Annotated in this window: 17 protein-coding genes and 1 pseudogene; 6 read left to right on the forward strand and 12 right to left on the reverse strand. The window is 46.0% G+C overall.

The features are described from left to right. Positions 1–69: 69 nt before the first annotated feature. The 6 genes from FGT79_RS27105 to FGT79_RS27130 form a co-directional block, all read right to left on the reverse strand. The gene (locus FGT79_RS27105; protein ID WP_212758638.1) at positions 70–2,889 is read right to left on the reverse strand and encodes a glycoside hydrolase family 2 protein; all 2,820 of its coding nucleotides are present in this window, start codon (positions 2,887–2,889) and stop codon (positions 70–72) included. A gap of 36 nt (positions 2,890–2,925) precedes the next feature. Further along, complete coding sequence (locus FGT79_RS27110; protein WP_246096654.1) at positions 2,926–4,524, reverse strand: response regulator transcription factor; 1,599 nt, start codon at positions 4,522–4,524, stop codon at positions 2,926–2,928. Further along, entirely contained in the window at positions 4,524–6,311 is a 1,788-nt protein-coding gene (locus FGT79_RS27115; protein WP_138755971.1) for a cache domain-containing sensor histidine kinase, read from the reverse strand. Before FGT79_RS27115 ends, FGT79_RS27110 begins: the two co-directional genes overlap by 1 nt. 90 nt (positions 6,312–6,401) lie before the next feature. Beyond that, positions 6,402–8,102, reverse strand: a complete 1,701-nt coding sequence (locus FGT79_RS27120) for a type 2 periplasmic-binding domain-containing protein (RefSeq protein ID WP_138755972.1) — start codon at positions 8,100–8,102, stop codon at positions 6,402–6,404. Between the two features lie 73 nt (positions 8,103–8,175). Beyond that, positions 8,176–9,072: a carbohydrate ABC transporter permease gene (locus FGT79_RS27125; RefSeq protein ID WP_138755973.1), complete on the reverse strand. Its 897-nt coding sequence runs from the start codon at positions 9,070–9,072 to the stop codon at positions 8,176–8,178. A 3-nt stretch (positions 9,073–9,075) separates the two neighbouring features. Then, positions 9,076–9,969 carry an ABC transporter permease gene (locus tag FGT79_RS27130; protein ID WP_138755974.1) on the reverse strand — a complete coding sequence of 298 codons (894 nt, stop codon included), beginning with the start codon at positions 9,967–9,969 and terminating at the stop codon, positions 9,076–9,078. Between the two features lie 160 nt (positions 9,970–10,129). On the opposite strand from FGT79_RS27130, the gene FGT79_RS27135 reads away from it, so the two are divergent. The 3 genes from FGT79_RS27135 to FGT79_RS27145 all read left to right on the forward strand — a co-directional run bounded on the left by FGT79_RS27135 (position 10,130) and on the right by FGT79_RS27145 (position 14,415). Next, entirely contained in the window at positions 10,130–10,810 is a 681-nt protein-coding gene (locus tag FGT79_RS27135) for a response regulator transcription factor (protein WP_138755975.1), read from the forward strand. Beyond that, positions 10,807–12,183 (forward strand): sensor histidine kinase, encoded by a 1,377-nt coding sequence (locus FGT79_RS27140; RefSeq protein WP_138755976.1) that lies wholly within the window; start codon positions 10,807–10,809, stop codon positions 12,181–12,183. Before FGT79_RS27135 ends, FGT79_RS27140 begins: the two co-directional genes overlap by 4 nt. A 66-nt stretch (positions 12,184–12,249) precedes the next feature. Beyond that, the gene (locus FGT79_RS27145) at positions 12,250–14,415 is read left to right on the forward strand and encodes an MMPL family transporter (protein WP_138755977.1); all 2,166 of its coding nucleotides are present in this window, start codon (positions 12,250–12,252) and stop codon (positions 14,413–14,415) included. A 142-nt stretch (positions 14,416–14,557) separates the two neighbouring features. On the opposite strand, the gene FGT79_RS27150 is transcribed toward FGT79_RS27145, so the two are convergent. Both FGT79_RS27150 and FGT79_RS27155 read right to left on the reverse strand, forming a co-directional pair. Then, positions 14,558–15,556: an NADP-dependent oxidoreductase gene (locus FGT79_RS27150; RefSeq protein ID WP_138755978.1), complete on the reverse strand. Its 999-nt coding sequence runs from the start codon at positions 15,554–15,556 to the stop codon at positions 14,558–14,560. A gap of 130 nt (positions 15,557–15,686) precedes the next feature. Beyond that, the gene (locus FGT79_RS27155) at positions 15,687–16,439 is read right to left on the reverse strand and encodes an SDR family NAD(P)-dependent oxidoreductase (RefSeq protein ID WP_138755979.1); all 753 of its coding nucleotides are present in this window, start codon (positions 16,437–16,439) and stop codon (positions 15,687–15,689) included. A gap of 291 nt (positions 16,440–16,730) precedes the next feature. Between FGT79_RS27155 and FGT79_RS27160 the strand changes: the two genes are divergently transcribed. After that, entirely contained in the window at positions 16,731–16,907 is a 177-nt protein-coding gene (locus FGT79_RS27160) for an ATP-binding cassette domain-containing protein (protein ID WP_138755980.1), read from the forward strand. Positions 16,908–17,076: 169 nt separating this feature from the next. Beyond that, positions 17,077–17,835 carry a Crp/Fnr family transcriptional regulator gene (locus FGT79_RS27165; RefSeq protein ID WP_138755981.1) on the forward strand — a complete coding sequence of 253 codons (759 nt, stop codon included), beginning with the start codon at positions 17,077–17,079 and terminating at the stop codon, positions 17,833–17,835. A 13-nt stretch (positions 17,836–17,848) separates the two neighbouring features. Here the strand turns inward: FGT79_RS27165 and FGT79_RS27170 are convergent. The 3 genes and pseudogenes from FGT79_RS27170 to FGT79_RS27180 form a co-directional block, all read right to left on the reverse strand. After that, a pseudogene (locus FGT79_RS27170) lies at positions 17,849–18,843 on the reverse strand (aldo/keto reductase). Further along, a complete protein-coding gene (locus FGT79_RS27175) occupies positions 18,815–19,609 on the reverse strand; it encodes an SDR family NAD(P)-dependent oxidoreductase (RefSeq protein WP_138755982.1) in 795 nt (264 codons plus the stop codon). Before FGT79_RS27175 ends, FGT79_RS27170 begins: the two are co-directional and overlap by 29 nt. A gap of 188 nt (positions 19,610–19,797) precedes the next feature. Further along, complete coding sequence (locus FGT79_RS27180; protein ID WP_138755983.1) at positions 19,798–20,811, reverse strand: AraC family transcriptional regulator; 1,014 nt, start codon at positions 20,809–20,811, stop codon at positions 19,798–19,800. 351 nt (positions 20,812–21,162) lie between these two features. Between FGT79_RS27180 and FGT79_RS27185 the strand changes: the two genes are divergently transcribed. Then, positions 21,163–21,345: a hypothetical protein gene (locus FGT79_RS27185; RefSeq protein ID WP_138755984.1), complete on the forward strand. Its 183-nt coding sequence runs from the start codon at positions 21,163–21,165 to the stop codon at positions 21,343–21,345. 983 nt (positions 21,346–22,328) lie between these two features. Here the strand turns inward: FGT79_RS27185 and FGT79_RS31390 are convergent. Then, positions 22,329–24,696 (reverse strand): MBG domain-containing protein (locus tag FGT79_RS31390; RefSeq protein WP_171056473.1); only part of this gene is annotated, 2,368 nt, incomplete at its 5' end.

Here is a 24,696-nt window from a genome sequence, read left to right on the forward strand (position 1 = left end):
TATCTTCTCAACCAGCAACAGCCCTGCTCACTTAAGAGCAGGGCTGTCTATATAGAACCTCTAATAAAATTAGTTCGGATAAGAAGGATTAATAACCGCTTGGCCGCGATGAGACTGTCTTTCGGTTGCCGCGTTCGGGTCTAGCACGCTGCGCAGCTGCTCGAAGCTTAGCTCACCTGTCGGCTTGAACTCCGCTGAAGCTGCATAGCTAAGCAGACTGTGAAGAAGCTGCCTTGCTTCTGGCTTATCCTGCTGACCAATCAGATCACTCGCACATACGAGCAGGCTTCCGCGGCCTGCTTTTGCCTCGAATATCAAACCCAGCTTATGGTTGCGCTCAAAGTTGTCAATCACCTGTACGATCGGGCGGAAATCGGCAGGCAAATCATCCAATAGCAGCGAATGTGAGTTCATCATAATGGGCCACCATTGCCAATTGCTATGGAACTCGGTCGGAAACGCCTGAAATGCAGGATGCTGCTCATCACATAATAAGCCCAGCGTTCCCGGTGCAGGTGCAGCATTATTTCCTTCGCAGATGGATCTAAACATCGGGTAACACCAGAAATCCGAGGCGAAGGCCCCGTCAATATGGGATTCTAGCTGATCCTGCTCGGCAACAAGCAGCACACGGCCACCGCCGTCCAGCAACTCTTGAACCTCCTGATCGAACCTTCGACGTACATGAACACCGTCTGCTCCATCCGTCTCAACCGCTTCTGGGTATACCCAAATGTTGTAATGATTCGCGATCCCGCCCTCCTTCCATGCAAGCTTCAGCGTAAGCTTAGCTGGCGCAATCACCTGGGACAGCTTGATTTGCAGCTTGCCAACGGACGCCAAAGTACCTTGCTGGGCATCCGCAGCGGCTGTCAAGCCAGCCTCGATTAGCTGCTCGCCCTGATGAAGCGACCAGTCGAGTTGAACGCCCTCAAGCTCGTCAGAACCGTAATTCGCCATTTCCAATTGCGCTTCGAACGTCTCATCCGTGGTATACGTATAGCGTGGGAAACGGGCAAGCAATACGATGTCCGAGCAGAACTCGCGCCATTTCTCCGGCTCAATAAACCCTTTCGAATCCATGAACGCATCCAATACGCCGACCAAAGCCGTCCCCTGACCGGGGAAATCCTGCAGATCGAGCAATTGAAACCCGCCGAAGCCCGGCGTACGCAATGCGGCTTCAATTTCTTCGCGGTAGCATATAACGGCTAGCTGTCCGGATGCTTGGAAGAAAGCCTCTGCTTGATCCCCCATTCCCGCCTGTACAAGCCTTTCACGAAATACCTCGAAATTACGGGCCTGTAGAACACCGACATATTTGTCGATTTCGCCAAAGTTAGGGAAGGACTGATATTGCCCGATTTCATGGCTGACGATCGGTGCTTGAATGTCCGGCAGATTGTGCCTATAGTCCGTGAGCGTTGACGGATAGCTTGCCTGCACATGTCCAAGCGGCAAATCCGCATGTGAGAACGAAGCTCTAACGATCGAGCCGGCATGTCCCGTACGCATCGTCACCCAGAAATCAGATTCTTCCGTGAAGGAAGGTGCCCAGAAATAGTTGTTCGCTCCTTCAGCGTATAAGCGTCTGCTGTCTCGTTCCCGATACTCCTTCAGCAGAGCCAGCATCGCTTGGCGGCTTCCATGCAATTCGTTGCCAAGCGTGAACAAAGCGAATGATGGATGATTGCCGTATGCATCCAGAATACGCAAGCCTTCCTCACGCAAATAGTCCGCCCTCGCTTCATCATAATCCACATCCTCTGGATCTTGGAAGGCTCCCCAATAGGGCAGCTCCGGCTCGAAATAAATGCCCAGCAAATCCGCAGCCATAAAGCCCGCTTCAGGGGGGCAGCAGGTGTGGAAGCGGTAATGGTTAATGCCATAAGCTTTCGCAATGGACAATACCTTCACCCACTCCTCCACGGTCATCGGCGAATAGCCCGTTAACGGAAACGTTAGCGCGTCATGCTTGCCCCGCAAAAACACTTTTCGACCGTTGTTCGTAAACTGCGTTCCTTCTGTACCGAATTGACGTATGCCGAAGCTTATAGCCTGCTCATCCCGATAAGTTTCCTGCCCGGCAATGGCCTCAAGGTCAATGTTCATAAGGTAAAGCGCAGGAGTAAACTCGTCCCACAGCGCTGCATCCTCGCCGATGACGTAATCCCATTCAACCGTTTGAGTGCCCGGTTCAGAAGAAATATTCAGTATCCTCCCCACACTCCCCGCATGCTTAGAAACTGCATGAGCTGTCCCCACAGCATCCGACAGTTCAAATGAGAGCCTGACATCGGCAGCGGTCGAAGTTTCGTTAATCAGTTGAAAGGTGAACCGCGCCGACTTATTCGCAACATCGGGGTAGACATTGACCCGCTCCACACGAATCAATTCCACTGCCTGAATTTCGATTCTGCCCAGCAGTCCATTCCAGTTCGTTTGCGTGTCTGGGGATGTCATATGTCCGCCCTTTACAGGCAAGCTGCTATTGTCGACTAATACCGTTAACCTATACGTTCCTGGAGCCATTGCTCCAAATTCATAGACATGAGGCGCGCTGACACTATTCTGCGTACCCTTCCACTCTTCGCCAATCCAAACCTGTGTTATTCTTGTTCGTTCCATATACAGCCGAATAGGCCTGCCCGCCCAAGCTTCCTTAATTTCAATATCGCGCTGATACCAAGCATATCCGGTCAACGGATACGTTTCCGTAAGATGGGCAACCTCCCTAGACAGGTTATATTCACCTTTTTTATTCTCAGCTGTCGTTCCCGGCAGCTGAATATCATCTTGCAGCAGCTCTTTATAATAACGATCCTCGATTCCCTTCTTCAAAGCATCTAGTTGAAATCTCCACGTTCCCGCAATGGACTCTATCATCATTTCTATCGCATCCTCCAGCTCTTGGCAGCATCTGCCTTAATGGTAATCTCTATATTCTTGCGGGGTGTAACCCGTCGTTTTCTTGAACAAATAAGCGAAATAAGCGGCGGTCTGGAATCCAACCTGCTCCGACACCTCGTACACCTTGATGTTTGGATTGTTAAGCAGCTCTTTCGCCTTATTCATGCGCGTTTCCTGAAGAAAATCAGATATCGTTTTGCCCATTTCTTTCTTGAACAGTACACTCAAGTAACTCGCATTCAAATGATGAATTTCTGCAATTTGCTTCACTGTAATATGTTCTTGGAAGTGTGTCTCCAAATACTCGGATACCTTGCCAATCAGATTATGCCTTTGGCTGGCTTCACCTTTCTTCTCGTTGACCATATGGCGTTGCACGTAATCGAGCACAACTTCACGAATTTGCGCCTCACTTCTGCAATCGATCAGCTTCTGCCACATCTCCAAATTCATTTCCCCGCCCATCTCTTTATTCCACGTCTGCTTGCGAGCCAGCTCACTTAGCAAAGCCATGCCAAACGCTTGAATATACGTAAACGGCATAGATGGCTGAGGCAGCAGCATATCGAACACATTCGTAACGTAGTCAACAACCTTATGTGAATCGGCCGCATCTTCTGTCAGCTGTATAATCTCAGGAATAATCTCTTCACGCAGACGAAATTGTTGAAATTCCGATTCATCCAGCCGATCGTAGTGCAGAATTTGTCCACTCTCCATCAGGCGGAATCTCGCCATCATGAATTTGACTTCCTTATACAAGGTCGACACATCTTCCCAAGTCGTACATACTCTACTATTGCCGATTGTAACCGTTGAACCGTATTGCTCCTGCATGACGTTTTGGATAAAAGCAAGCTGTTTCTCGATCGACGCACGTTCAATCGGGCTTAAATTAATGTGCAGAGCGACGATTTCGTCGTTGCCGGTCTTTGCGACATAAACATGATCAAAATCACTTAAGCCTATATGAACCGTTCTCAAAAATCCGTTGCTGATTACAACTCTCTCTCTTGCGTTCTGCACGGTCGAATGAAAGTGATCATAGCCCAAGACGATTAATCCGATCTCTCGATTGCTTACAGGAAGCTCCAGCAGACTGCCCCATGAATGCAGCATCTCGGCATGTATGCCTGCTTCCCCAATGACGTCGGACACGAATCGTTCCCTGACAATATCGAGGCTGCCGGATACTTTCTGCTGCAGCTCCTGTGCTTGAGTCTCAATTTGCTTTAGCTTGGTTAGTGACTTGCGGAATCCGGTAAGCTTGCTCTCTACCTCCTCCACCTTAATTGGCTTCAACACATAGGCTTTTGCTCCAACGTTCATCGCTTCCTGCACAAATTCAAATTCGTTGTACCCGCTGATCATAAGCACCTGAAGCTGCGTCTGGACTACTCGCGCCTCGGCAACAAGCTCAATTCCTGTCATAACAGGCATAGATACATCAGATATCAACACATCTATAGGAGTATTGTGCAATATGTCGAGCGCTTCTTGGCCGGATTCTGCTGTGAAAGGTACCGCATAGCCTAGCTCCTGCCACTTGATATAGCGCACAAGCCCCTGAATATGGGTTGGCTCATCATCCACAATCAACGCTTGTAACAACATTACATCACCTTCCTAATCTGCGGCCTATGGACACTTGCCGGTATGATAATCGTAACCGCAGTCCATTCGTTTTGTTTACTGTCTATCGTAAATTCATGCTTGCTCTCAAAATAGAGCTGGAGCCGCTCGCGAATATTGGCCGTACCGTATCCATTGCCGTTCCCCGCCTGCTTGCCTAATCGAATTTGTTCCAGCATATCGCTTGAGATGCCTATTCCGTTATCAAAAACCTCGAGTCGAATGTTGTCTTGTTCGAGCTGCGCCGATATTCGAATGACGCCGCCCTTCTTCCCTGTAATGTTGCCGTGCAAATAACAATTTTCTACAATAGGCTGCAATATCAGCTTAATCGTATAAAGCTCCAGCAGCTCTTGCTCAATATGCCACTCAATGGTCACCCTCCCCGGATAACGCATCTCTTGAATGTCCAAATAGGCTCTCACGTGATCAAGCTCGCCCTTTATTTGTATGACATTAATTTTATTGTCCAGTGCCAGCCGGTAAAAGGCGGTCAAGGCATCAATCGTGCGCAGCTGTGTTTCATCTTGAAGATCCAGCGCACGCCACCTCAGCAGACTTAACGAATTATATATGAAATGCGGATTGATTTGAGCTTGCAGCGCTTTGAATGATTGCTCGCGCTCCTTGAGCTTCGCTTGCGTGATGTCTTCAACGAGCATACCTAATCGGCCGGACATCGAATTAAATAAAACCTCCAGATCGCCGAGCTCATCTTTAGCCGTATTGCGGATACTGACATCGAATTGACCTTGACTGACATCATACATGCGAGTGCCTAGCTTACGAATACGCCATACGACATTTTTCAGCACCGTCATGATCAAAAAAGTCGAACAAAGTAGAAATAAAAAAATAACAGCAATGATGCCGTATAAAATCGTCTTGGACTGTTGCTCCAGCTGATCCATCTGAATCAATGCGGCAACATGCCAATTCGAATCAATCGGCCTTACCATTAGCAAATTGCCATCCACCATTACGCCGTCAGACAGGCTCGCTTGTTCCCAGTGATGGTTCAGCGATAGAGATTGTAGCTTTAATCCGATTTTCTCTGGATCGGAGGAAACGATGATCGTGCCGTAATCATCAATAATTGATAATTCGCCTGAACCGCTGAACGGCTGATCGAACAGGTTGCCGAAAACCGACTTATAGTCTAGCAGCATATAAATAATGCCCTGCAAATTGCCGGCAGGACTCATCACTTTGTGGGAGATGACCAGCTTATCCTTGTTCACATTGCTCCATATTAACGAACTTGAAGCTTCGCTCGTTGCTTTGAACCAATCCGTTTCATTCAAGCCGGGCTGCAAAATACGTCCTTCCGGCTTCCACAGCAAGCGTCCATCCTGGACAAGCATTGGATTCGTGTGATAAATCCGAAAATCATCGATACCCGGCAAATATTTACTCGTATATACAAATGAACGGTCCACGTACTCAACTGTATTCAACTGCTCGAACATGTCCGAATAATCGCGGCTTAATCGCGAGATTAGCTCCCCATCCGTTGCTGTCCGGGTGGCAAGCACATCGTAGCTTTGCTTGCGGAATTCTATATTTTGAACGGTTTGGCGCATCGCTTCATTAATGGTGACCAAGTAATTGTCTCTGAAGCTTTCAAGCGCAAGATAACCCGCAATAATGCCTAAAAAAATCGTTGGAACAAAAATAATGGCTCCATACAAAATTAATATTTTTCTACGCAGGTTCATTTTCTGGGTGTATTTAATAACGATTCGTTCAAGGCTTCGGCGTAATTGCATCGTATCCCTCCTTTCCGTATTGTAATCGTATTCGTAACAATGGAAAAGGGAGCAACCTCCCAGAAGGGGTTGCTCCATTATGGTGTACTGTTAGCTTTGCTCTTTCAGCAATACTTCATATTGCTCCTGCCATTCTTGCTTAACTTCAGTCCAGTGCCCACGTTTCTCAAGGGCATCGCGGAAAGCCGTCCAGGTTGCTTCGAACTGCTCTTCGCTTTTAGACATGAGAAACTTCGCTCTATACTCTTTGCGAATATTTTCGAGCTCAGGCAAGTATTTCTCTAGCAGACCGCCTGCCTTCGCTTTAACCAAGTCATAGGTTTGTGTGCTGCGTACAGCGCCCATCTGTCCTACCGTTGACGTGAATTGCGACGTTTTTTCGTTTCCGACTTTATCGCCTGTGCCGTAATTCCACCACGGATACCAGTCGTTATTGTAGGAAGAAATCATGTACAGCTCTGGCGTTACTTTCGCTTTCTGTGCAGGCTCGCCAGAATTACGCGCTTTATCATATTCTGCATCAATATAATTCCATCGTCCTAGCGGCTGATCGATCCAGCCCCAGAACTTTCCTTCTGGTCCTTCATTAATGACTTGCTGCTGTTCCGCCCCAGGCTTAAGCGAGTAATCAAGGAACTTCAAAACCGCCTCTAGATTTTTGGAATCTTTGCTAATGTAGACGTCATATCCTGGATATGGATTGATGACAGTGTTCGCTCCAAGCTTCTCGACACCCTTTACCTTAGGGAATGGAACGACTTGATAGAACCAGCCTGGCTCAGTTGGACCTTCCAACGTTTCCCAGATCGAATTATCCACGTTAAAGAAGGAGCCTACGTTCATCGCTACTCGTCCAGCTTTGTTTTTCTCTTTGTAGCGTTCCTTTTTATCCGTTACGACCTCTGGGTCCACCAGATTGGAACGATACATTTTGTTCATCCATTGGTAAGCCGCTTTATACTGTGGGTCGTCATACAAGAGGACAAGTTCGTCACCCTTCTTCTCTACCGGGATAATACCGCCTCCCGTCGTTACGCCAAACGTGCTCAAAACCGCATTTTCATCATTCCAGCCTGCCGTATCGTTGGGATCCATTAAGAAGCTAAGCGGAATAAGCGACTTGCCTGACGCGTCTTTCTGCTCAGCAGCTTTTTTCAAGTACGCTTCAACGCCTTCAATTGTAGCCAGATCCGCAGTCGTCATTCCTGCTTTCTCAAGAACGTCCGTACGTACAAGCCATGTTTGCGATGCCCAGCCCGGCCATGGATTGTCTGGGTTTTGGTCGAACCAGGTTGGAATGGACCAAATATGTCCATCCGCATCCTTCATTTGTTCCAAGTACTCCTTAGGAATCGCTGCAAGACTTGGATATTTATCAGGCATATCGAAATATTGCTCTACTGACAGAATTTTTTTGGAACGAATCATCGCCGCTTTCACGATTTCACTGCGGTTGAAAACAGCTGCATCCTCGAATCCACCTGTATTTAGCTTCAGGTTAAGTGCCGTTACAGCGTCCCCTTGTGTCGCCTCAAGCTCAATCTCAATGCCCGGCTCCTCTTCTTTCCAATATTTTTGGACAAGGCTGTCATTGTTAACGGTTGCGGACCAGCCTAGCCAAAGATTGAACTTCTGCGGACCCTGTACAGTCTCGGGACTTCCTTCGGCTGTATTCGTACTCGTTGGTTCGTTCTTAGGTGTGTTTGAGCCTGAACATCCTGCGACAACAGAAAGCAATACGACCGCGGACATGGCCATTAAACCAGTCTTCTTTACCCATTTGCTCTGCATGCTTATTCTCTCCCCTTTTCACTTGCATGAATAACGGTATGTGATGAATCCCAATACCCTCAAGTAACGGCTCCTATCCTTTGACGGAGCCGATCAATACACCCTTCACGAAATACTTCTGAAGGAAAGGATACACGCATAGAATCGGAATCGCACTTACCATTACGGTCGCCATTTTGACAGACATGAGCGTCACGTTCTGCATTTGCGTTCCTCTTGCCAGTGCTTCCTGATTCGAGTTCGAGCCCAAGATGGCCGACATATCCTGCGCCGACAATAACTGCTGCAAAAACGTTTGTACCGGAATCAAATCTTGCTTGGTCACATAGAACGCTCCAGCGAACCAATCGTTCCAATGGCCGACGGCGGTGAACAATCCGATTGCAGCAAGCATCGGCTTCGACAGCGGGACGATGATTTGAAGCAAGACTCGGAACGGTCCTGCCCCATCGAGCTCCGCTGACTCAACAAGCGCCTCCGGAATGCCTTGAATGAACTTCAGCATGACAAACATATTCCAGGCAGAGAACATACCAGGTATGATGTAAACCAAGAAGTTGTTAATGAGACCCAAATTATAAAGCTGAATATAAAGAGGTACAAGTCCACCGCTGAAGAGCATCGTGAGCAAAATATAGCTCAAAATCGATTTGCGGAATGGCACCTTCGTATACGATAAACCGAATGCTACCATCAGCGTGACCATAAGGCCCGCTATCGTACCAGCAATGGTACGCAAGATCGTAATGAGATAAGCGTGCTGAATCACTTCGTTGCCAAGTACGATTTCATAGTTGATCAGCGTAAATGCCCGTGGCAACAAGTATACGCCGCCTTTTGCTGCGTCGGTTCCCTCATTCAGTGAGATCGCCAGCATATACGCGAATGGATAGAGCACGGATAAGCATAGCAGAAGCATAAGAACAATAAGAATGATTTGGGAAATGATCTCTCCAGATGTACGTTTCATCGATTACCATAACCCCTCGCCATTCAATTTTCTAGATATCTGATTCGTGAGCACTACTAGAGTAAGACCGATAACGGATGACAGGAGACCGATTGCTGTAGCCATTCCGAAATACCCCTGTTGCAGACCAGTCCGAAGCACATACGTATCGAGAACGTCCGCCACCTGCATGTTCGCCGGGTTCAAGAGCGGATAAATTTGATCCATGCCCACGGTGATAAGACTCGGAATGCTAAGGATGAGAACGATCGAAACCGTCGGGATCATACCTGGAAGCGTGACATGGCGAATCTGTGCCCACTTCCCGGCGCCTTCCACCTTGGCCGCTTCATATTGCTGTGGATCTATTGCTGTAATGGCTGCGAGATAAAGAATCGTATTCCAGCCCACTTCTTTCCACAAGCCGCTGGAGACGATCATCGGTCGGAACCAACTCTCCGAGCCTAAGAAGAAAATTGGTTCTCCACCCATTTTTGTAATCAAATCATTCGCCAAGCCGCCGTCTAATGTCAGAAACGATTGCAAAATATAAGCGACGACAATCCATGAGAAGAAATGAGGCAAGTAGCTGACCGATTGAACGAATCTTTTGAAGCCTGCACTCACCAATTCATTAATCATTATTGCCAATATGATCGGAGCAGGAAATCCGAATACGAATTTCAATACCGATATGAACAGCGTATTTTTTACAACAATCCAAAACTGAGGCTCTTGCAGAAACGCAAAGTTTTGGAATCCAACCCAGGCGCTGTCCCATATGGAGGACCCGATCTGAAAATCGCGGAAGGCGATTTGAATGCCAGCCATTGGAACATAGTTAAATAGAAACAAAAGCAAAACTGCCGGGAAAATCATTACATACTGCCAACGATATTTGTATAGTTGTGCTAACATGATGTCGCGTCCCTCCTTCTGTTATTCATTGTAAGGGCATTCATAGCAGCAAACCATATAACGTTGATTGGATTTTCATCGTAATGATTAGTACTTTGATTTATGATGGTTATATTCAATTGGCTATACTAGCCATCGTATCATTCGAGGGGGAAAAGGGTTGAAGCTGCATATTCTTGTCGTTGACGATGATGCCCATATTCGTGAACTGCTGCGATTTATATTGAAAAAGGAAGGCTATCAGGTGCTGGAAGCGGAGGATGGCATTCAGGCAACTGCGGTTCTGGAACGTGAGCTTGTGCACTTGGCTGTTGTAGATGTGATGATGCCCAGCAAGAACGGCTGGCAGCTCTGCGCAGAAATTCGCGCTGACTACGATATTCCTGTTATTATGCTGACCGCGCTTGGTGAATTCAAGGACAAGGAACAAGCCTACCTTGCTGGGACAGACGACTATGTCGTGAAGCCGTTTGAGCCGGAGGAACTGCTGCTGCGAATGAAGGCGCTGCTGCGTCGTTATCGCCTCGTTTCCTCTGAACAGATCACGCTGAACAAGGTTCGAATCGACAGAAGAGGCTATCAGATACATCTTGGCGAGCAGACGCTTGTCATCCCGCTCAAGGAGTTCGAGCTGCTCGCTTATCTCGCGAGCTATCCTGGCAAGATTTTCACCAGAGAGCATCTGATTCAAAGCGTCTGGGGTGCCGATTATGAAGGCAATGGCCGCACGGTCGATGTCCATATCAAGCGGCTTCGCGAGCGATTCTCGCATTGCTCAGATGATTTTGTCATCACCACGCTCCGCGGCATTGGCTATAAGCTAGAGGTTGCCGGCGAATGAAATCACTATACACACGAATTGTGACTACCTTTATCCTAATCGCGCTAATAAGCGGCGCCGCCTCGCTGTTTATGTCCAACTTTTATTATTTGGCCAAGCTCCGAGAGATCAATGAACAACGAATTACGAGCATGGTAGAAGAAATCGCACAGCTATACCAGCAAACACCTGCTATGGACATTAAGGATTACGCGGATCGAATCGGGCGGCTGGGCTTCCAGATTTATGTTGTGGATGAATCGCTGACAGGCGAATACTTCGGCGGGACTTACAAGCGTAAAGAGCTTGACGCGCAGATTGTGAAGAAAGTGCTTGCAGGCACCCTTTATGAGGGTATTCTACAGCAGCACCACGCGCTGAAAGTAATCGGTTTTTTCGAAAACAGTCTGCGTAACAGTGTTGGCATTCCAGTAGACAGCGACGGCAAACGTTATGCTTTATTTATCCGTCCGGATCTAGCGCAACAAATCGGCGACGTCCGGCTGCTGATGGCCTTCTTGCTCGTTGTCACCTTCCTGCTTAGTCTTATCTTGATCGCACTGCTAACCAGACTCATTGTGAGACCGCTCAAGAAGCTGACGAGAGCAACAGATCAAATTATTCATGGCGATTATCATATTACGATGGATGTGGAGCGGCGAGATGAGCTCGGCGATCTAGCCCGGCATTTCACCACTATGGCAGGCGCGCTGCGCCAAGTGGACAAGATGCGGCAGGAATTCGTCTCGAACGTCTCCCATGAGATTCAATCGCCTCTTACATCCATTCAGGGATTTGCAAGTGCTATTCGCAGCGGAGCAGCAACAAAGGAAGAACAGGAGCTGTACTTGCGCATTATTGAGGAGGAGAGTGGACGGCTGTCTTCCCTCAGCACACAGCTCCTGACGCTAGCCTCGCTCGATAACGAGCAAATGCTGCCGAGCCGCTCCACATTTCGTATGGATGAGCAAATCCGGCAGGCCGTAATCGTGCTTGAGCGGCAATGGTCAGGCAAGGCGCTCACCGTTGAGCTTGATCTGGATGAAGTTACTGTAAGTGCTCATGAGTCGCAGCTCTATCAGGTATGGATCAATTTGCTGACGAACGCTATCAAATTCACCCCTGCTGATGGTCATATTACGGTTCGGCTTCAGGTAAGGAAAGAGATCACCGTGACCGTACAGGATTCTGGAATCGGCATAGCGAACGAAGACCTAATGCATGTGTTTGAGCGCTTCTACAAGGCTAACAAATCACGCAATGGCAAAGGCAAGGGCAGCGGACTTGGCTTATCTATCGCTCAAGCGATTATCGAGCTGCACCAGGGTCATATCTCCATTGAAAGCAAAGCTCGCGTAGGCACAGCGGTTACGATAAGGCTTCCGCATTTGTAACCGTCCGTTCATCGTCTATTCACACTCCTGTTCTACCCTTAATACAGAACAGGAGGCTGACTATATATGAATCGATGGCTGCATACATTTTCCGGAGTAATAACCAGTCCCAGAGGGGCCAAAATATCATTAATTTGCTGGTTATCCATCATTATTCTACTTACCGCATTAGCTCCAGGAGCGAAGGAGTACGCCATAAGCAGCAGCGAGGGAAGCGTGTTTCAGACTGCTCCTTCCGCACAGGCGGAGGCGCTGCTGCTGCAATACGCGCCAGCTGAACAAGGGCAGAAAGCGCTGCTTGTGTTCCACAGCGTCGCCAAGGTGACTGCTACTGAGCTTACAGGGCTTGTGCAATACAGCGAGTGGCTTGCTTCCGAGGAGAAGCCTGCGCTTGTAGCGAGCAGCTTGCCCTATCATTTGCTGCCGGTTGAGGCACGGGAGAAGCTAATGTCGACGGATCGAACGACACTCCTTCTTCCTGTCACTCTTCATAGCGGCATCGACTCGAATCAAAATTATTCTACCCTTCAGCAGCTTCGTGATCAGATGTCCGAGATTCCTATGGGGACACTCGCTCTGGATATCACAGGCCCAGCAGGCATTGCAGCGGATACGATTTCGTTGTTCCGCAACGCCGATATTGTGCTTATGCTCGCTACGGTCTTGCTCATTCTGATGATTCTGCTTGTGATCTACCGCTCACCGCTGCTGGCGCTTGTACCGCTTATGCTTGCAGGTGCGGTATATGCGGTTGTCGATCGGCTGCTTGGACTCGCAGGACAAAACGGTTGGTTCGTCGTCGACAAACAGGCACTGTCTATCATGATGATTCTGCTATTCGCAGTGCTGACCGATTACTGTCTATTCATATTCTCGCGTTACAGAGAGGAGCTCGCTTCCGGAGCTTCCAAACATAACGCCATGCAAAAAGCGATGGAGAGAATGGCCGAACCGATTGTATTCAGCGGCGGAACAGTGCTAGCCGCTATGCTGGCGCTCTTGGCGGCAACGTTCGAGCCGTATCATCATTTTGCGCCGGTCTTCGCTGCCGCGATGGTTGTTATCCTGCTAGCGGGGCTAACGCTTATCCCGCCCGTATTCGCACTGCTTGGCCGAAGGGCATTCTGGCCATCCCGCTTGAATGCTGCGATTTCGGAGCCGAAGCAATCCCGCTTCTGGAGCAGCATCTCAGCGCTCGTTGTGAAGCGTCCTGCTCTTGTCGCTTCTGTGCTGCTAGTCGCATTGCTCGCAGCTGCCTCGCCAATCGCCGGATTAACCTATTCCTTTAATCTAATGAAGTCATTCCCTGAGGATCTATCCTCACGCGAAGGCTTTGAGGTGCTTGCTGAGCGATACCCCGCTGGGCAGCTTGCGCCTGTAACCCTTCTGCTCGCACCCAGTGACAAGCAGATCAGTGACGATTCACAGCTAGCCAAAAAACTGCTCAAGCTTAAAGAAGCTATCGAGCAACAGACGGGCGGAAGAATAGCGGAGCCTGCTGTACCCGCCTCCGCTGACAGCTTAAACGGCTCGTACAAGCTGGAGCTGGTGCTTGAAGAAAATCCTTATGAGGAAGAGGCGCTGGACAAGGTCACTGAGCTTAGACAGGAAGCTGGCCGATTACTGACAGAGAGTGGGCTTGCAGACGAATACGCCTTGCACATTGCCGGACAAACGAGCAAACAGGTGGATGTGCGTCATATGAACGAGCGGGATACACTCGTACTGCTGCTGCTCATACCTCTGCTTCTCGGGGTAATGCTTTGGCTTCAAAGCCGTTCAGTCCTCATGGGAGTGCTTATGCTCGGTACGATGCTCGTTTCTTATGGCGCTGCGCTTGGTTTGACTTGGCTGATCAGCCAGCAATTGCTCGGACTTGAAGCAATCAGCTACCGAATGCCCGTTTATACATTTGTTTTTCTCGTGGCGCTAGGTGTAGATTACAACATTATGTTAATCTCCCGTATTCGCGAAGAAGCGGCTAGCTACGAATGGACAGAAGCAGTACGACGCGGCGTGAGTCTGACGGGCGGTGTTATATCTTCAGCCGGCTTCATTCTAGCCGCCACCTTCGCCGTACTTATTACGCAGCCCATGCAAGAGCTATACCTATTCGGACTCGCCATGGCGCTTGGTATTCTCATGGATACGCTGCTCATTCGCGGCATGCTGCTGCCAGCGCTGCTCGTGCTTCTTGGCGGCAGATTTTCAAAGTCTAGCGTAAACGGCTGATGCCATCCTATTTACTTTCGCAATTCACGTTAATCCGTATAAAAAAGAGACAGGTGAGCTATATGCCAACTGTCTCATTCACTACATATAAATATACTCATTTTTTTATTTACCAATTGAATATTACATTCGATCATGCTCATTAGAAAGTAATAATGACTTTACCTTGCGAATGGCCTGTAGCCACTTTAAGTAATGCTTTGTTAATATCATTAAATTTATAAATGGCATCAATAGACGGCATCATTTTTTCTTTTTCAATTAGCGTAGTCATTTTTTGCAATTGACTGCCATTAGCTTGGACAAATATAAATTGATATTCAATGTGATGCTTGCGTGCCAAAGAATCAATGCGGGATCCCACTAGGCCAAACAACCATTTTTTCCATAATGGAAAATGGTGATCAACCGCAAAACGATAATTAGGCGCTGCTTTCAAGGACACTAATTTCCCATAAGGTTTAAGAATACCCATTTCAGCTTTGATCTCTTTGGCTCCCAAGGTGTCGATTACATAATCGATGTCGGATAGAACGTCAGCATAGTTCTCTTCTTTATAATTGATAAAGCGGTCTGCGCCAATTGAAATGGTACGTGATCTCCCTCTTTCACTGCCGCTTGTAATCACATATAAACCCATGGATTTGGCGATTGGAATTGCCATTGCGCCGAACCCGCCGGTCCCTCCAGGAATAAACAGCTTTTTATTTGGCTGAGCATGAAGCATGTCATTCAATGCTTGATAGGCCGTCAAAGCAGTGAGGGGTACTGCTGCCGCTTCCACGAACGATAAATGTTCAGGAATAAGAGCGATAGCCTCTTCCTTCACGGCAGCATATTCCGCAAACGCTCCAATTTGATTAATCGGTAATCGCGTATAAACGCGGTCTCCCACATGGAAATTCACAACCGATTTCCCTACGGCTTCAATGACCCCGGAAAGTTCATTTCCTAAAGTAAGCGGGAATTTATAATCAGAAATCATTCGAATACTGCCCTTTGAAATTAGTATATCTAATGGATTTACACCCGCTGCTTTAACTTTAATGAGAACCTCATCACGATTCAGATCAGGTATTTTCACTTCGTTCAATTTCAGTTGAATTTCTTTTGAATAGCTGTGTATTTGCGCCGCTCTCATGTTACATCCTCTCTCTTTACTTATTTTTTGGGGTAGCATCCCCTGTGAATGCGATTCGTACAGATAAATTTATGGCGTACAATTTTGAGTTGTACGCCATTCTTCACCCTATAACTGAATCAAACCTATTTTATAGCGCTTCAAAGATCGGATATATTTGACCCCGCAAATTGAAATCATAGTTCTGGTCTACAATTCCTACCACTTCGTCGCTCGCATAAAGATCCAGCATGAAGCCCGCCATTTGCTTGGCAGTGTGATACTTAGGCATGTTCGCTTTGTAATCAAAATCTTCAGCATCTAATGATTTTTTCACAAATTCCGTTTCTGTTATGGCTGGTGCCAAAATTTTCGCCTTTAATTTCGCACCTTTCAGTTCGAGTTCTTTTGCAAGCCCTTCTGTGAACGCACTTACATAATATTTCGATGCAGAATAGGCAACACTGCCAACAGCAATGACATATCCAAGTGCTGAGGATACGTTAATCAACTGAGTACCATCTACATCCGCATAATCCCGTACATATAGTGTAGAAAGAATGGTCAAGGATTCTATGTTCACACGTAACATCGTTTCTACTTTGTCTAGTTTCTGATCGGCAATAAAGGAGCCTTCACCAAGCCCTGCATTATTGATCCATGTCTCAATTTGATATTCCTTCAATTCGTTGTACAGCGTATAAGCCTGATCAGTAACCGATAGGTCGCTTGTACGAACCACAACCTCTACCGTAGGATGGTTGTTTTTAATCGTAGATTTAAGCTCTTCTAATTTATCCAATCTTCTGGCTACCAAAATCACATTTTTGCCGCGTGCTGCAAACGCCAATGCTGTCTCATATCCAATACCTGAACTTGCTCCTGTGATAACGGTGTACTTCATCGTATTCTCTCCTTCAAACATTCATATTAGTGTACATATGCGCGAAATTCTAGAACGATCGTTCTATTTTGATCAAAAAATATCAGCTCCAACTTGCATTTACTATATCATTACTAGAACGATCAGTAAAGAAAAATTTTAATATACGAATAGAGATGACCTATTCGTATATAGTAGCCCTAATCAGCAGCGCGGCTAATTTATACCTCATTTAATGAAAAATATAACTACTATCCGATCTTATCAATGGTCATACTCGTAGTAATCTTTTTTAAAAAAGGATGAACAAAAATGATGATTGCTTCAATGCAGGGTCGAGTAAACTGTTACGGCACACAGGTCGTGCTTGATTATATTGGTCTTGACATTGCCCAAGTTGAAATTATCGGATTACTAGGTCCGAACGGGGCCGGTAAAACGACGTTCATTCATCCGCTCTCACCTGTAAATCAGGGAAAACCCCGATAATCAAGTCAGGGTTTTCCCTTGCTGAGCACTCAGAACAGTAAGGGATATAGCTGTGATTTTCATCACACTTTCTAAAGAAATCTCAAAAGATCAGTAGAACTCCCGATAAACAAAAACAGCTGACTCCGTTATCCTTAAAGTAACAAGAAACGTCGAGGAGTTGGTCCGCATGACCCTTCATTTTCTGGTAAAAGCAGAGCAAACAGCACCTACTACAACAGATCCGGTTCATAACAAAGGCATTATGACGTTGTTCTCTCAAGCGAATTTCGATAAATTAAAGAGCATCATGTATCCCAAGCAAGCCAGAAAAGGCGAGCATTTATTCTGGCAAGGCGACACCGCAGACAAATTATATTATGTCATCAAGGGCAGAGTCCGCATCACGAAGATGTCGGAGCTGGGTAAAAGCTTTGTCTTGTATTTGCATCAAGCTGGCGATTTATTCGGTCAAATTGATCCTTTTCAAGATTCCGTACAAGCCTTTAGCGCCGAGGTCACCGAAGATTGCGAAATAGGTATTATTTTGCGAAAAGATCTTGAAGTACTAATCTGGCAGCACGGCGATTTAGCGATCGAATTTATGAAATGGATGGGTCTCGTTCATCGAATAACAGAAAGCAAATTTCGTGATTTGATGATGTACGGCAAACAAGGCGCGTTTTGCTCGCTACTGATCAGATTGAGCAATTCCTACGGTATTCTAAGTGGCAAGCATGAGCATGTGCTGATCGACTATAAAGTCAACAATTCGGAACTAGCTGATATGATCGGCTCGACACGCGAGAACATAAATCGGATGATAAGTGATATGCGTAAAGAAGAAGTACTCGAATTGCAAAATGGTTATATCGTCATTAAAAATGCTGCCTATCTGCGCAATATTTGCCACTGTGAAAATTGCCCAACGGAAATATGCAGAATGTAAGATTATGCGATGATCAATAATCCCCATCATCGTTCCCAGAACCCCCGTCAAGCAGCGCCATCTGTTCTTTCATATATCGCGTACCATGTACAGCATGCTTAGGGCTAACCTCTTCAATGCGAACCAAATCCTGAGGGGTTAGTTCAACATCCACGGAAGCTGTATTTTCCTCCAAATAATTGATTCGTTTGGTTCCCGGAATAGGAAGTGCGTGATTAGCCATGGTCCATGCTAGAGCCAATTGTGAAGGTGTACAATTTTTTCAATAGCGATTTCCTTGATTTTATCTGCGATTTCTACATTCTTATTAAAATTCTCGCCTCGGAACCTTGGCATATATCTACGAAGATCATTCGCATCCAAATCTTCAAACACTCGAAGCTCGCCAGTAATAAAGCCTCTGCTTAACGGACTGTAAGCTACATGAGTAATGCCCAGTTCTCTTACAACAGGGAGAATCTCATCTTCAATATCCCGACTCCAAAGTGAATACTCGCTTTCTAATGCCGAAATTGGGTGGATCGCATGTGCACGACGAATAGTGGAAGCAGATGCTTCTGACAGGCCAAGATAGCGTACTTTCCCCGCCTTAACTAAATCAGACATCGCCCCAATCGTCTCCTCGATCGGAACATTGGGATCTACACGATGCTGGTAATAGAGATCAATATGCTCCATATTTAATCGACGCAAACTCTCTTCCACTGCTTGTTTGACATAGTCTGGATGACCGCTAATGTTTTCATAATTAGGTGTGTAGGAAAACTTAGTCGCAATAATGGCTTGATCTCGACGCCCTTTGAGCGCTTTCCCAAGAAGCTCCTCGTTATGCCCATTCCCATAAACATCGGCAGTATCGATCATTGTAACTCCTAATTCCAGCGCACGATGTATAGTCTTAATCGACTGTTCATCATTTGTTTCACCATACATACCCGGAGACATTCCCATAATTCCCAGTCCCATTTTGATAAAAAGGTTAAAAAATAGTCGGCACCATTCCACCATCCATCCGAATTGGGGAGCCTTTAAAGGCGGATGCATATGGACTGCATACAAATGTAGCAAGTCTGCCTATTTCGATAGGTCTGATAAATCGCTGTAATTCAGATTGCGGCAGGTTCGTTTTCATAAATTGCTTCTCTTTGTCCGCGAAAGTCATCGCTTCATCCGAATAAATACGATCAATAATTTGATGTACATTCTCAGAAAGTGTTGGTCCCGGCAAGATCGTATTAACTGTAACTTCCTTTCCTGCTGTTAATTTAGATAAGCTTTTGGACAATGATAATAGCATGGACTTGGTCATACAATACTGGGGCATTTGTCCAGAAGGCATAACAGCTTCCTCACTCGCAATAAAGATAATGCGGCCATAATCATTTTTCAACATTTTGGGCAAATAAAATTTAGAAAGTCCGTTCGCAGCAAGAACATTGGTACGGAAATAGGTTTCCCATACCTCGTCGCTAACATCCTCATATTTCATGATTTCATAGATCCCCATACTATTTACTAAAATATCGATTTCGGGGTATTTTTCAAATAATGCTTCTCTTTGCCCAATATCGACAATATCGGCAGCAGCATTTTGCGGGAAAGTATTCGGGAAACTTGTTTTGATTTCATTAACTATATGTTCTACGGCTTCATGATTACGCCCATTAATGAGGACATTAACGCCGGATTTGGCAAGCTCAATGGCTATTGCTTTCCCAATTCCTTTTGTAGATCCTGTAACTAAAGCTGTTTTGTTATTTAGTCCCATATCCATATCCATTTCTCCTTCTCTTGTTGCGGGGTAGTACTTATATTACAGAGTATGGGTTGTACAGTAACTAGCTTCGCGCGCCAACGTTCTTGTTAGACACGCCAATTTGCAAAATATGTGCTAGTCCGCTAGGAAGATGAGAAATGAATAATTGGATCAACGATTTGCCGGATTGCTTAGCCATCCAAATGTTAACGGGTTTGTATCGCATGCTCTGTACGCCAATTCGCGGGTGTATCCCCTTCCCAGAGGCGAAAGGCGCGGTAGAAAGAGTTCTGGTCTTGATAGCCAATCAAGAAAGCCACTTCTTTAATATCGAGAGAAGGGTCAGCTAAATACGCTCGTGCCTGCTCATGTCTAGCATGTGTTAACAGCTGCTTGAAGCTCGTGTTTTCGTCAGTAAGTCTACGTTGCAAGGTACGGTCGCTCATACTGAGCTCCTTCGCTACCGTCTGAATGTCCAATCGACCTCCTGTAAGGCTGCGTTTCATAATCCACTTGACCATCTCGGCATAGGAGCGGCTTTGCTTCTGTTCATTCAATGATTGGTCAAGAATAGGCGTCAGAATCTCTAGCAACTCTTCGTTATATGAGACAAAGGGACGATCCAGATCACTCCGATGCAATGTCAGCCGATTGCAACTCGCATCCATTCGAATTGGGCATCCAAAGTAAGACTCAAGAGCCTGCACATCGCCCATCGATTGCGAAAATTCGACGTAATGCGCCTTCAAAGGTGAACCTGTGCCCCTGCGTCCAAGCTCCAGAAGAAATGCCAGAGTGAGACCCACAAGTAGTGGCGGACCAGGTTGGTCCTTATTCAGCCATTCCAGTTCGATCAAACAGTGCTCACCATCCTCGGTGATCTGTAAGCTTTCAGGCGGGCAAAGCTGTTTATACCGAGCCATGCGGTTCAGGGCGTCGCGATAGTCTCGGGCATGGTAAGTCGCTAACACGGTCGGAGGGAACTTCGTTGTTTCATAAAAAGTCGCCATTTTGATGATTCCCTCGGCAGTATCACCGATAAGATCGGAGTAGGCTTGCCAAATAGCAAGATATTGGGATTGAGTAACTACCGTCTCCGTAATAAAGGTGAGCGGCAATTGTGCTATTCGGGCTACTTCGTGGTCCGCAATTCCTAATTGACGTATCCCTTCCCAAAACCCTGGCGATATTTTAATACGATCAGAGGTGTTAGACTTCATAAGCGCTGCACTCCTTTTCTACATATGGCTATCATTCCGCTACTCTTATTTATAAATTTATAGAAATTTATTATTGTATGACAACGGGAAATATAATCGAGGCGACGACGATTTCTAGCAATATGGGCATTTCACGTATTACCGTTAATGCGTATATGTCCCTTCTCGAAATGGCCAATTTCATATACATTGCCTACCCTATTGATATGACTGGGAAAAAAGATTTTGAAAGTAAAGCCTAAAGTATATCTTACAAATTCTTCTATTAGGAACGCCGTTCTTGGTCATGGTGAAGACATAGATACAGCACACTTTGCTTAGACGTATTGAATAGTAAATCAAGATCAGGATGTGTATCCGAATACGCTGAAGGTCATACGCATCTCAGGACGAGAGATTCGCGAAGCTTTGGAGAAGACAGCGGAGTATTTCGAGGTTAATGCACATGGAAACATAGCCGTTAATGAATCCTTCCTAAAGCCCAAGCCGCAGCATTTCAATTATGAGATGTGGAGGGCATTGACTATCAATTAGACATTTCAAGACCGATTGGTCAACGAGTGGCCTACTTAGAGCAGCTCGGTCAGCCACTGGCAGACCATGCGCTATCGACGTTGTCATGAATAACTATCGTGCTGCTGGCGGCGGTAACTATACGATGTTCCAGAATAAACCTGCCGTTAAGGACATCCCAATGGATATGGTACAATTAATGGCCGATTATATACAAGCACGCAGTCCTATTAAAGTGAGCACGAATCATAATTGGCGTATACAAAATCACTTTCTAAAATTTCAGCGATTGCATCTACCCCTTTTCAACAATCTCCTGATGCTTGTTAGTATACGATATCAACATAACCGCCCCCTACACTAGGATAATCGCATGTACGTTAATTGAACGACTGACTGCCACGAGGCAGCCATTTCAACATTGAAGTATCGTTTCCGGTTAGTTCAATCCTGCCTATGTATAACTCCATGCTTATAAATGGAATCAGCAAGAAACTCATCAATTGTATCAAAGAGCATAACTATTCCTTCAGTACTTCCCTCGTACCATTCTAAAATCGGTGGATTATCACCTGCGCTTAATTCAAAAAATCTAATTTCATATCCCTAATGCATAGAGAATATAAAAGAACTCTCAGACAAAATTATTGAATCATTATTCTCGTGCAATAATTTCTTAGCCTCATACTGAAGTTCCTTTAACAGAGAAAATTCATATTTGTACCTTGAAACAATCTTCCTGAATCATGCCCAGCAGCAAGAAAGTATTACCGATAAGACCACGGTAATTTGATTCCCATTTCTTGCTCAAGTACCTTGATTTCTGTTTCACTGCAACCTTTAAATGGGCGAACAGTATGTGAATTCTCATCATACAGAAGCTTTAACAAATGATCCCTTTTCACTACGAACAATAAAAAATCCACAACCTTTTTAAACAGCATCCCCCTTTACTAAACACCATCTAACAAGTGGGATGCAGATTATTTCGGTTGTGGATTATCCTATATAAAATTTAATAGTTTCAGCATACGCGAGAGAAGTGTAACCATTTCTGCTCGAGTTGCTTCTGCTTGCGGTTTGAAATTACCTTGCTGATCGCCTTTAATGATACCTAAACTAAGCGCTTGATAAATAGAATCCTCTGCCCAAGATGAAATAGATTCTACATCCGCTAAAGCTAATTCCCTTTCAGGTGCCTGCAAGGAAGGGTTAGCATAAGTAATTGCTCGGGTAAGCATAACCGCCAATTCCTCACGTGTCACACGGTTGTTCGGACGGAAAGACCCGTCACTATATCCATTGATTAACCCCGCCTGCTCAGCTGCAATAACATCTGCTTCATACCATTTCCCATCCACATCAGCAAAGCTTAATTCAGTGTTATTTAACGGAATACCTATTGCACGAACAAGTAATGCAGCCGTTTCTGCTCGTGTCAGCATACCATTCGGATCAAAGTTCATTTCATTACGCCCTTGAACAATGAGCTTAGCTGCAAGTAACTCTACATCCGACTTTGCCCAATGATTCTGCAAATCTACAAAGCTAACTTGACGATCAATTACGAAAAAGTAGCCGTTTCGCTTACTCTTCACAATTGCAGTGACTTTACCATTCTCCTTCACAAATTGTGCGGGAACAAAGGTGAACACTTGCTTTTCTTCATCCCACAATACAACTGTAGCAAAATCGGACTCTTGGCCATCAAGCTCAATCTTTCTTTCCACATAGGCTGTGAAAGCTGAGAGCTCATAGCTTCTACCTTGACCATCTAGTCCATTAACGTTGAACGCAACTGGCCCTGCCCAAACGTTTGCACCAAGACTCTTCGTAACTTCAACAAATTCTGTTGTCGTATCAGCTCTGCCTATTTTAATGGTTAGATCATGATTATTCCCTGCGATCGCCATTTCTTGAATGGGTATAGTAATTTCATCTCTTGCTGTGATGAATTGCAGTCTCATAGAAGGTGAAATGGCCGTTAACTGCGTTAACGTCGCTTGACTTATAACAAACTCTGCGACTTCAGTATCTGATTGGATTGTCACAAATCCTTTTTTCAAATCATCAAGTTTTAGTTCAACTCGTTGCTTTCCATTAGCTGTCATAGCCTCAATGTAATAGGATGCTCCAGCTCCAGAACTAGTATTACTGTTTGCAATAATGATTAGCGGATAAATGGCTTCATAAGTGGCACCATCAGCTGTGGTCGTCGCTTTAAGTGTTACGCTCTTATTCCCCTCTGTATAGGATGGGCGCTGCACATAACCTGTCGCACCATCTACAAATTGATTATTCGAGGAAGCCCATTGAATGCTTCTGCCTTTATCATCGGTTGCTGGAAGACCGAGAGGTCCAATAACTGATGAAGCCGTATCGTTAGTAGCATAAGTTAATTTCGGAACATCATACACGTTGAGCATCGCAGTATTGCTCGTAACTTCATAGTTACCTAAACGTTGATTAGGATCAATGATTTCAGTCTCTATCGTATAATTGCCCACTGGGCTGCTTTGCTCTGCATGCGTCACATACTTCACGGATATGTCATCGTTGTTCAGTACACCTGTTACAACACCGGTCAGGGAGGGATTCCCATTGTTCACCCAACGCGACATGGAGTGAGGAGTCACTGTCAGAGGCGCTTTCGTAACACTTAGACTGCCTGCGGTTTTCGTGACTTCATAATTTCCTAGCTTGTTATTCGGATCAACCAGTGCTGCTTCGATCGCATAGTTCCCTACATCGCTTGCCTGATCAGCACTCGTTGCGTACGATGCTGTAATTCCATCTGATGACAAACCACCAGTTATTGTTCCTGTGAAAACCGGATTGCTCATGCCATATTCACGCGTCGCATCGTTTGCGGTTACGGCAAGTGAAGCTTTCGTAACGCTTAGACTACCTGCTGTTTTCGTGACTTCATAATTTCCTAGCTTGTTATTCGGATCAACTAGTGTTGCTTCGATTGCATAGCTCCCTACATCGCTAGCATGATCGGCACTCGTAGCATACGTTGCTGTTATCCCATCTGATGACAAACCGCCCAATACCGTTCCTGTGAATACCGGATTGCTCGTTCCATATTTACGAGTCGCATCATCTGCGGTTACGGCAAGTGAAGCTTTCGTAACGCTTAGACTGCCTGCTGTTTTCGTTACTTCATAATTTCCTAGCTTGTTATTCGGATCAACTAGTGTTGCTTCGATTGCATAGCTCCCTACATCGCTAGCCTGATCGGCACTCGTAGCATACGTTGCTGTTATCCCATCTGACGATAAACCGCCTAAGACCGTTCCTGTGAAAACCGGATTGCTCGTGCCATATTCACGCGTCGCATCGTTTGCGGTTACGGCAAGTGACGCTTTC

It is taken from the genome of Paenibacillus sinopodophylli, assembly GCF_005930355.1.
In the GTDB taxonomy this organism is placed as follows: domain Bacteria; phylum Bacillota; class Bacilli; order Paenibacillales; family Paenibacillaceae; genus Pristimantibacillus; species Pristimantibacillus sinopodophylli.

What these genes read in the sequence shown, in the direction of transcription:
- FGT79_RS27105 (WP_212758638.1), bottom strand. Translation starts at nt 2,889, where the DNA reads ATGATGATAGAGTCCATTGCGGGAACGTGGAGATTTCAACTAGATGCT.
- FGT79_RS27110 (WP_246096654.1), bottom strand. Translation starts at nt 4,524, where the DNA reads ATGTTGTTACAAGCGTTGATTGTGGATGATGAGCCAACCCATATTCAG.
- FGT79_RS27115 (WP_138755971.1), bottom strand. Translation starts at nt 6,311, where the DNA reads ATGCAATTACGCCGAAGCCTTGAACGAATCGTTATTAAATACACCCAG.
- FGT79_RS27120 (WP_138755972.1), bottom strand. Translation starts at nt 8,102, where the DNA reads ATGCAGAGCAAATGGGTAAAGAAGACTGGTTTAATGGCCATGTCCGCG.
- FGT79_RS27125 (WP_138755973.1), bottom strand. Translation starts at nt 9,072, where the DNA reads ATGAAACGTACATCTGGAGAGATCATTTCCCAAATCATTCTTATTGTT.
- FGT79_RS27130 (WP_138755974.1), bottom strand. Translation starts at nt 9,969, where the DNA reads ATGTTAGCACAACTATACAAATATCGTTGGCAGTATGTAATGATTTTC.
- FGT79_RS27140 (WP_138755976.1), top strand. Translation starts at nt 10,807, where the DNA reads ATGAAATCACTATACACACGAATTGTGACTACCTTTATCCTAATCGCG.
- FGT79_RS27145 (WP_138755977.1), top strand. Translation starts at nt 12,250, where the DNA reads ATGAATCGATGGCTGCATACATTTTCCGGAGTAATAACCAGTCCCAGA.
- FGT79_RS27150 (WP_138755978.1), bottom strand. Translation starts at nt 15,556, where the DNA reads ATGAGAGCGGCGCAAATACACAGCTATTCAAAAGAAATTCAACTGAAA.
- FGT79_RS27155 (WP_138755979.1), bottom strand. Translation starts at nt 16,439, where the DNA reads ATGAAGTACACCGTTATCACAGGAGCAAGTTCAGGTATTGGATATGAG.
- FGT79_RS27160 (WP_138755980.1), top strand. Translation starts at nt 16,731, where the DNA reads ATGATGATTGCTTCAATGCAGGGTCGAGTAAACTGTTACGGCACACAG.
- FGT79_RS27165 (WP_138755981.1), top strand. Translation starts at nt 17,077, where the DNA reads ATGACCCTTCATTTTCTGGTAAAAGCAGAGCAAACAGCACCTACTACA.
- FGT79_RS27175 (WP_138755982.1), bottom strand. Translation starts at nt 19,609, where the DNA reads ATGGATATGGGACTAAATAACAAAACAGCTTTAGTTACAGGATCTACA.
- FGT79_RS27180 (WP_138755983.1), bottom strand. Translation starts at nt 20,811, where the DNA reads ATGAAGTCTAACACCTCTGATCGTATTAAAATATCGCCAGGGTTTTGG.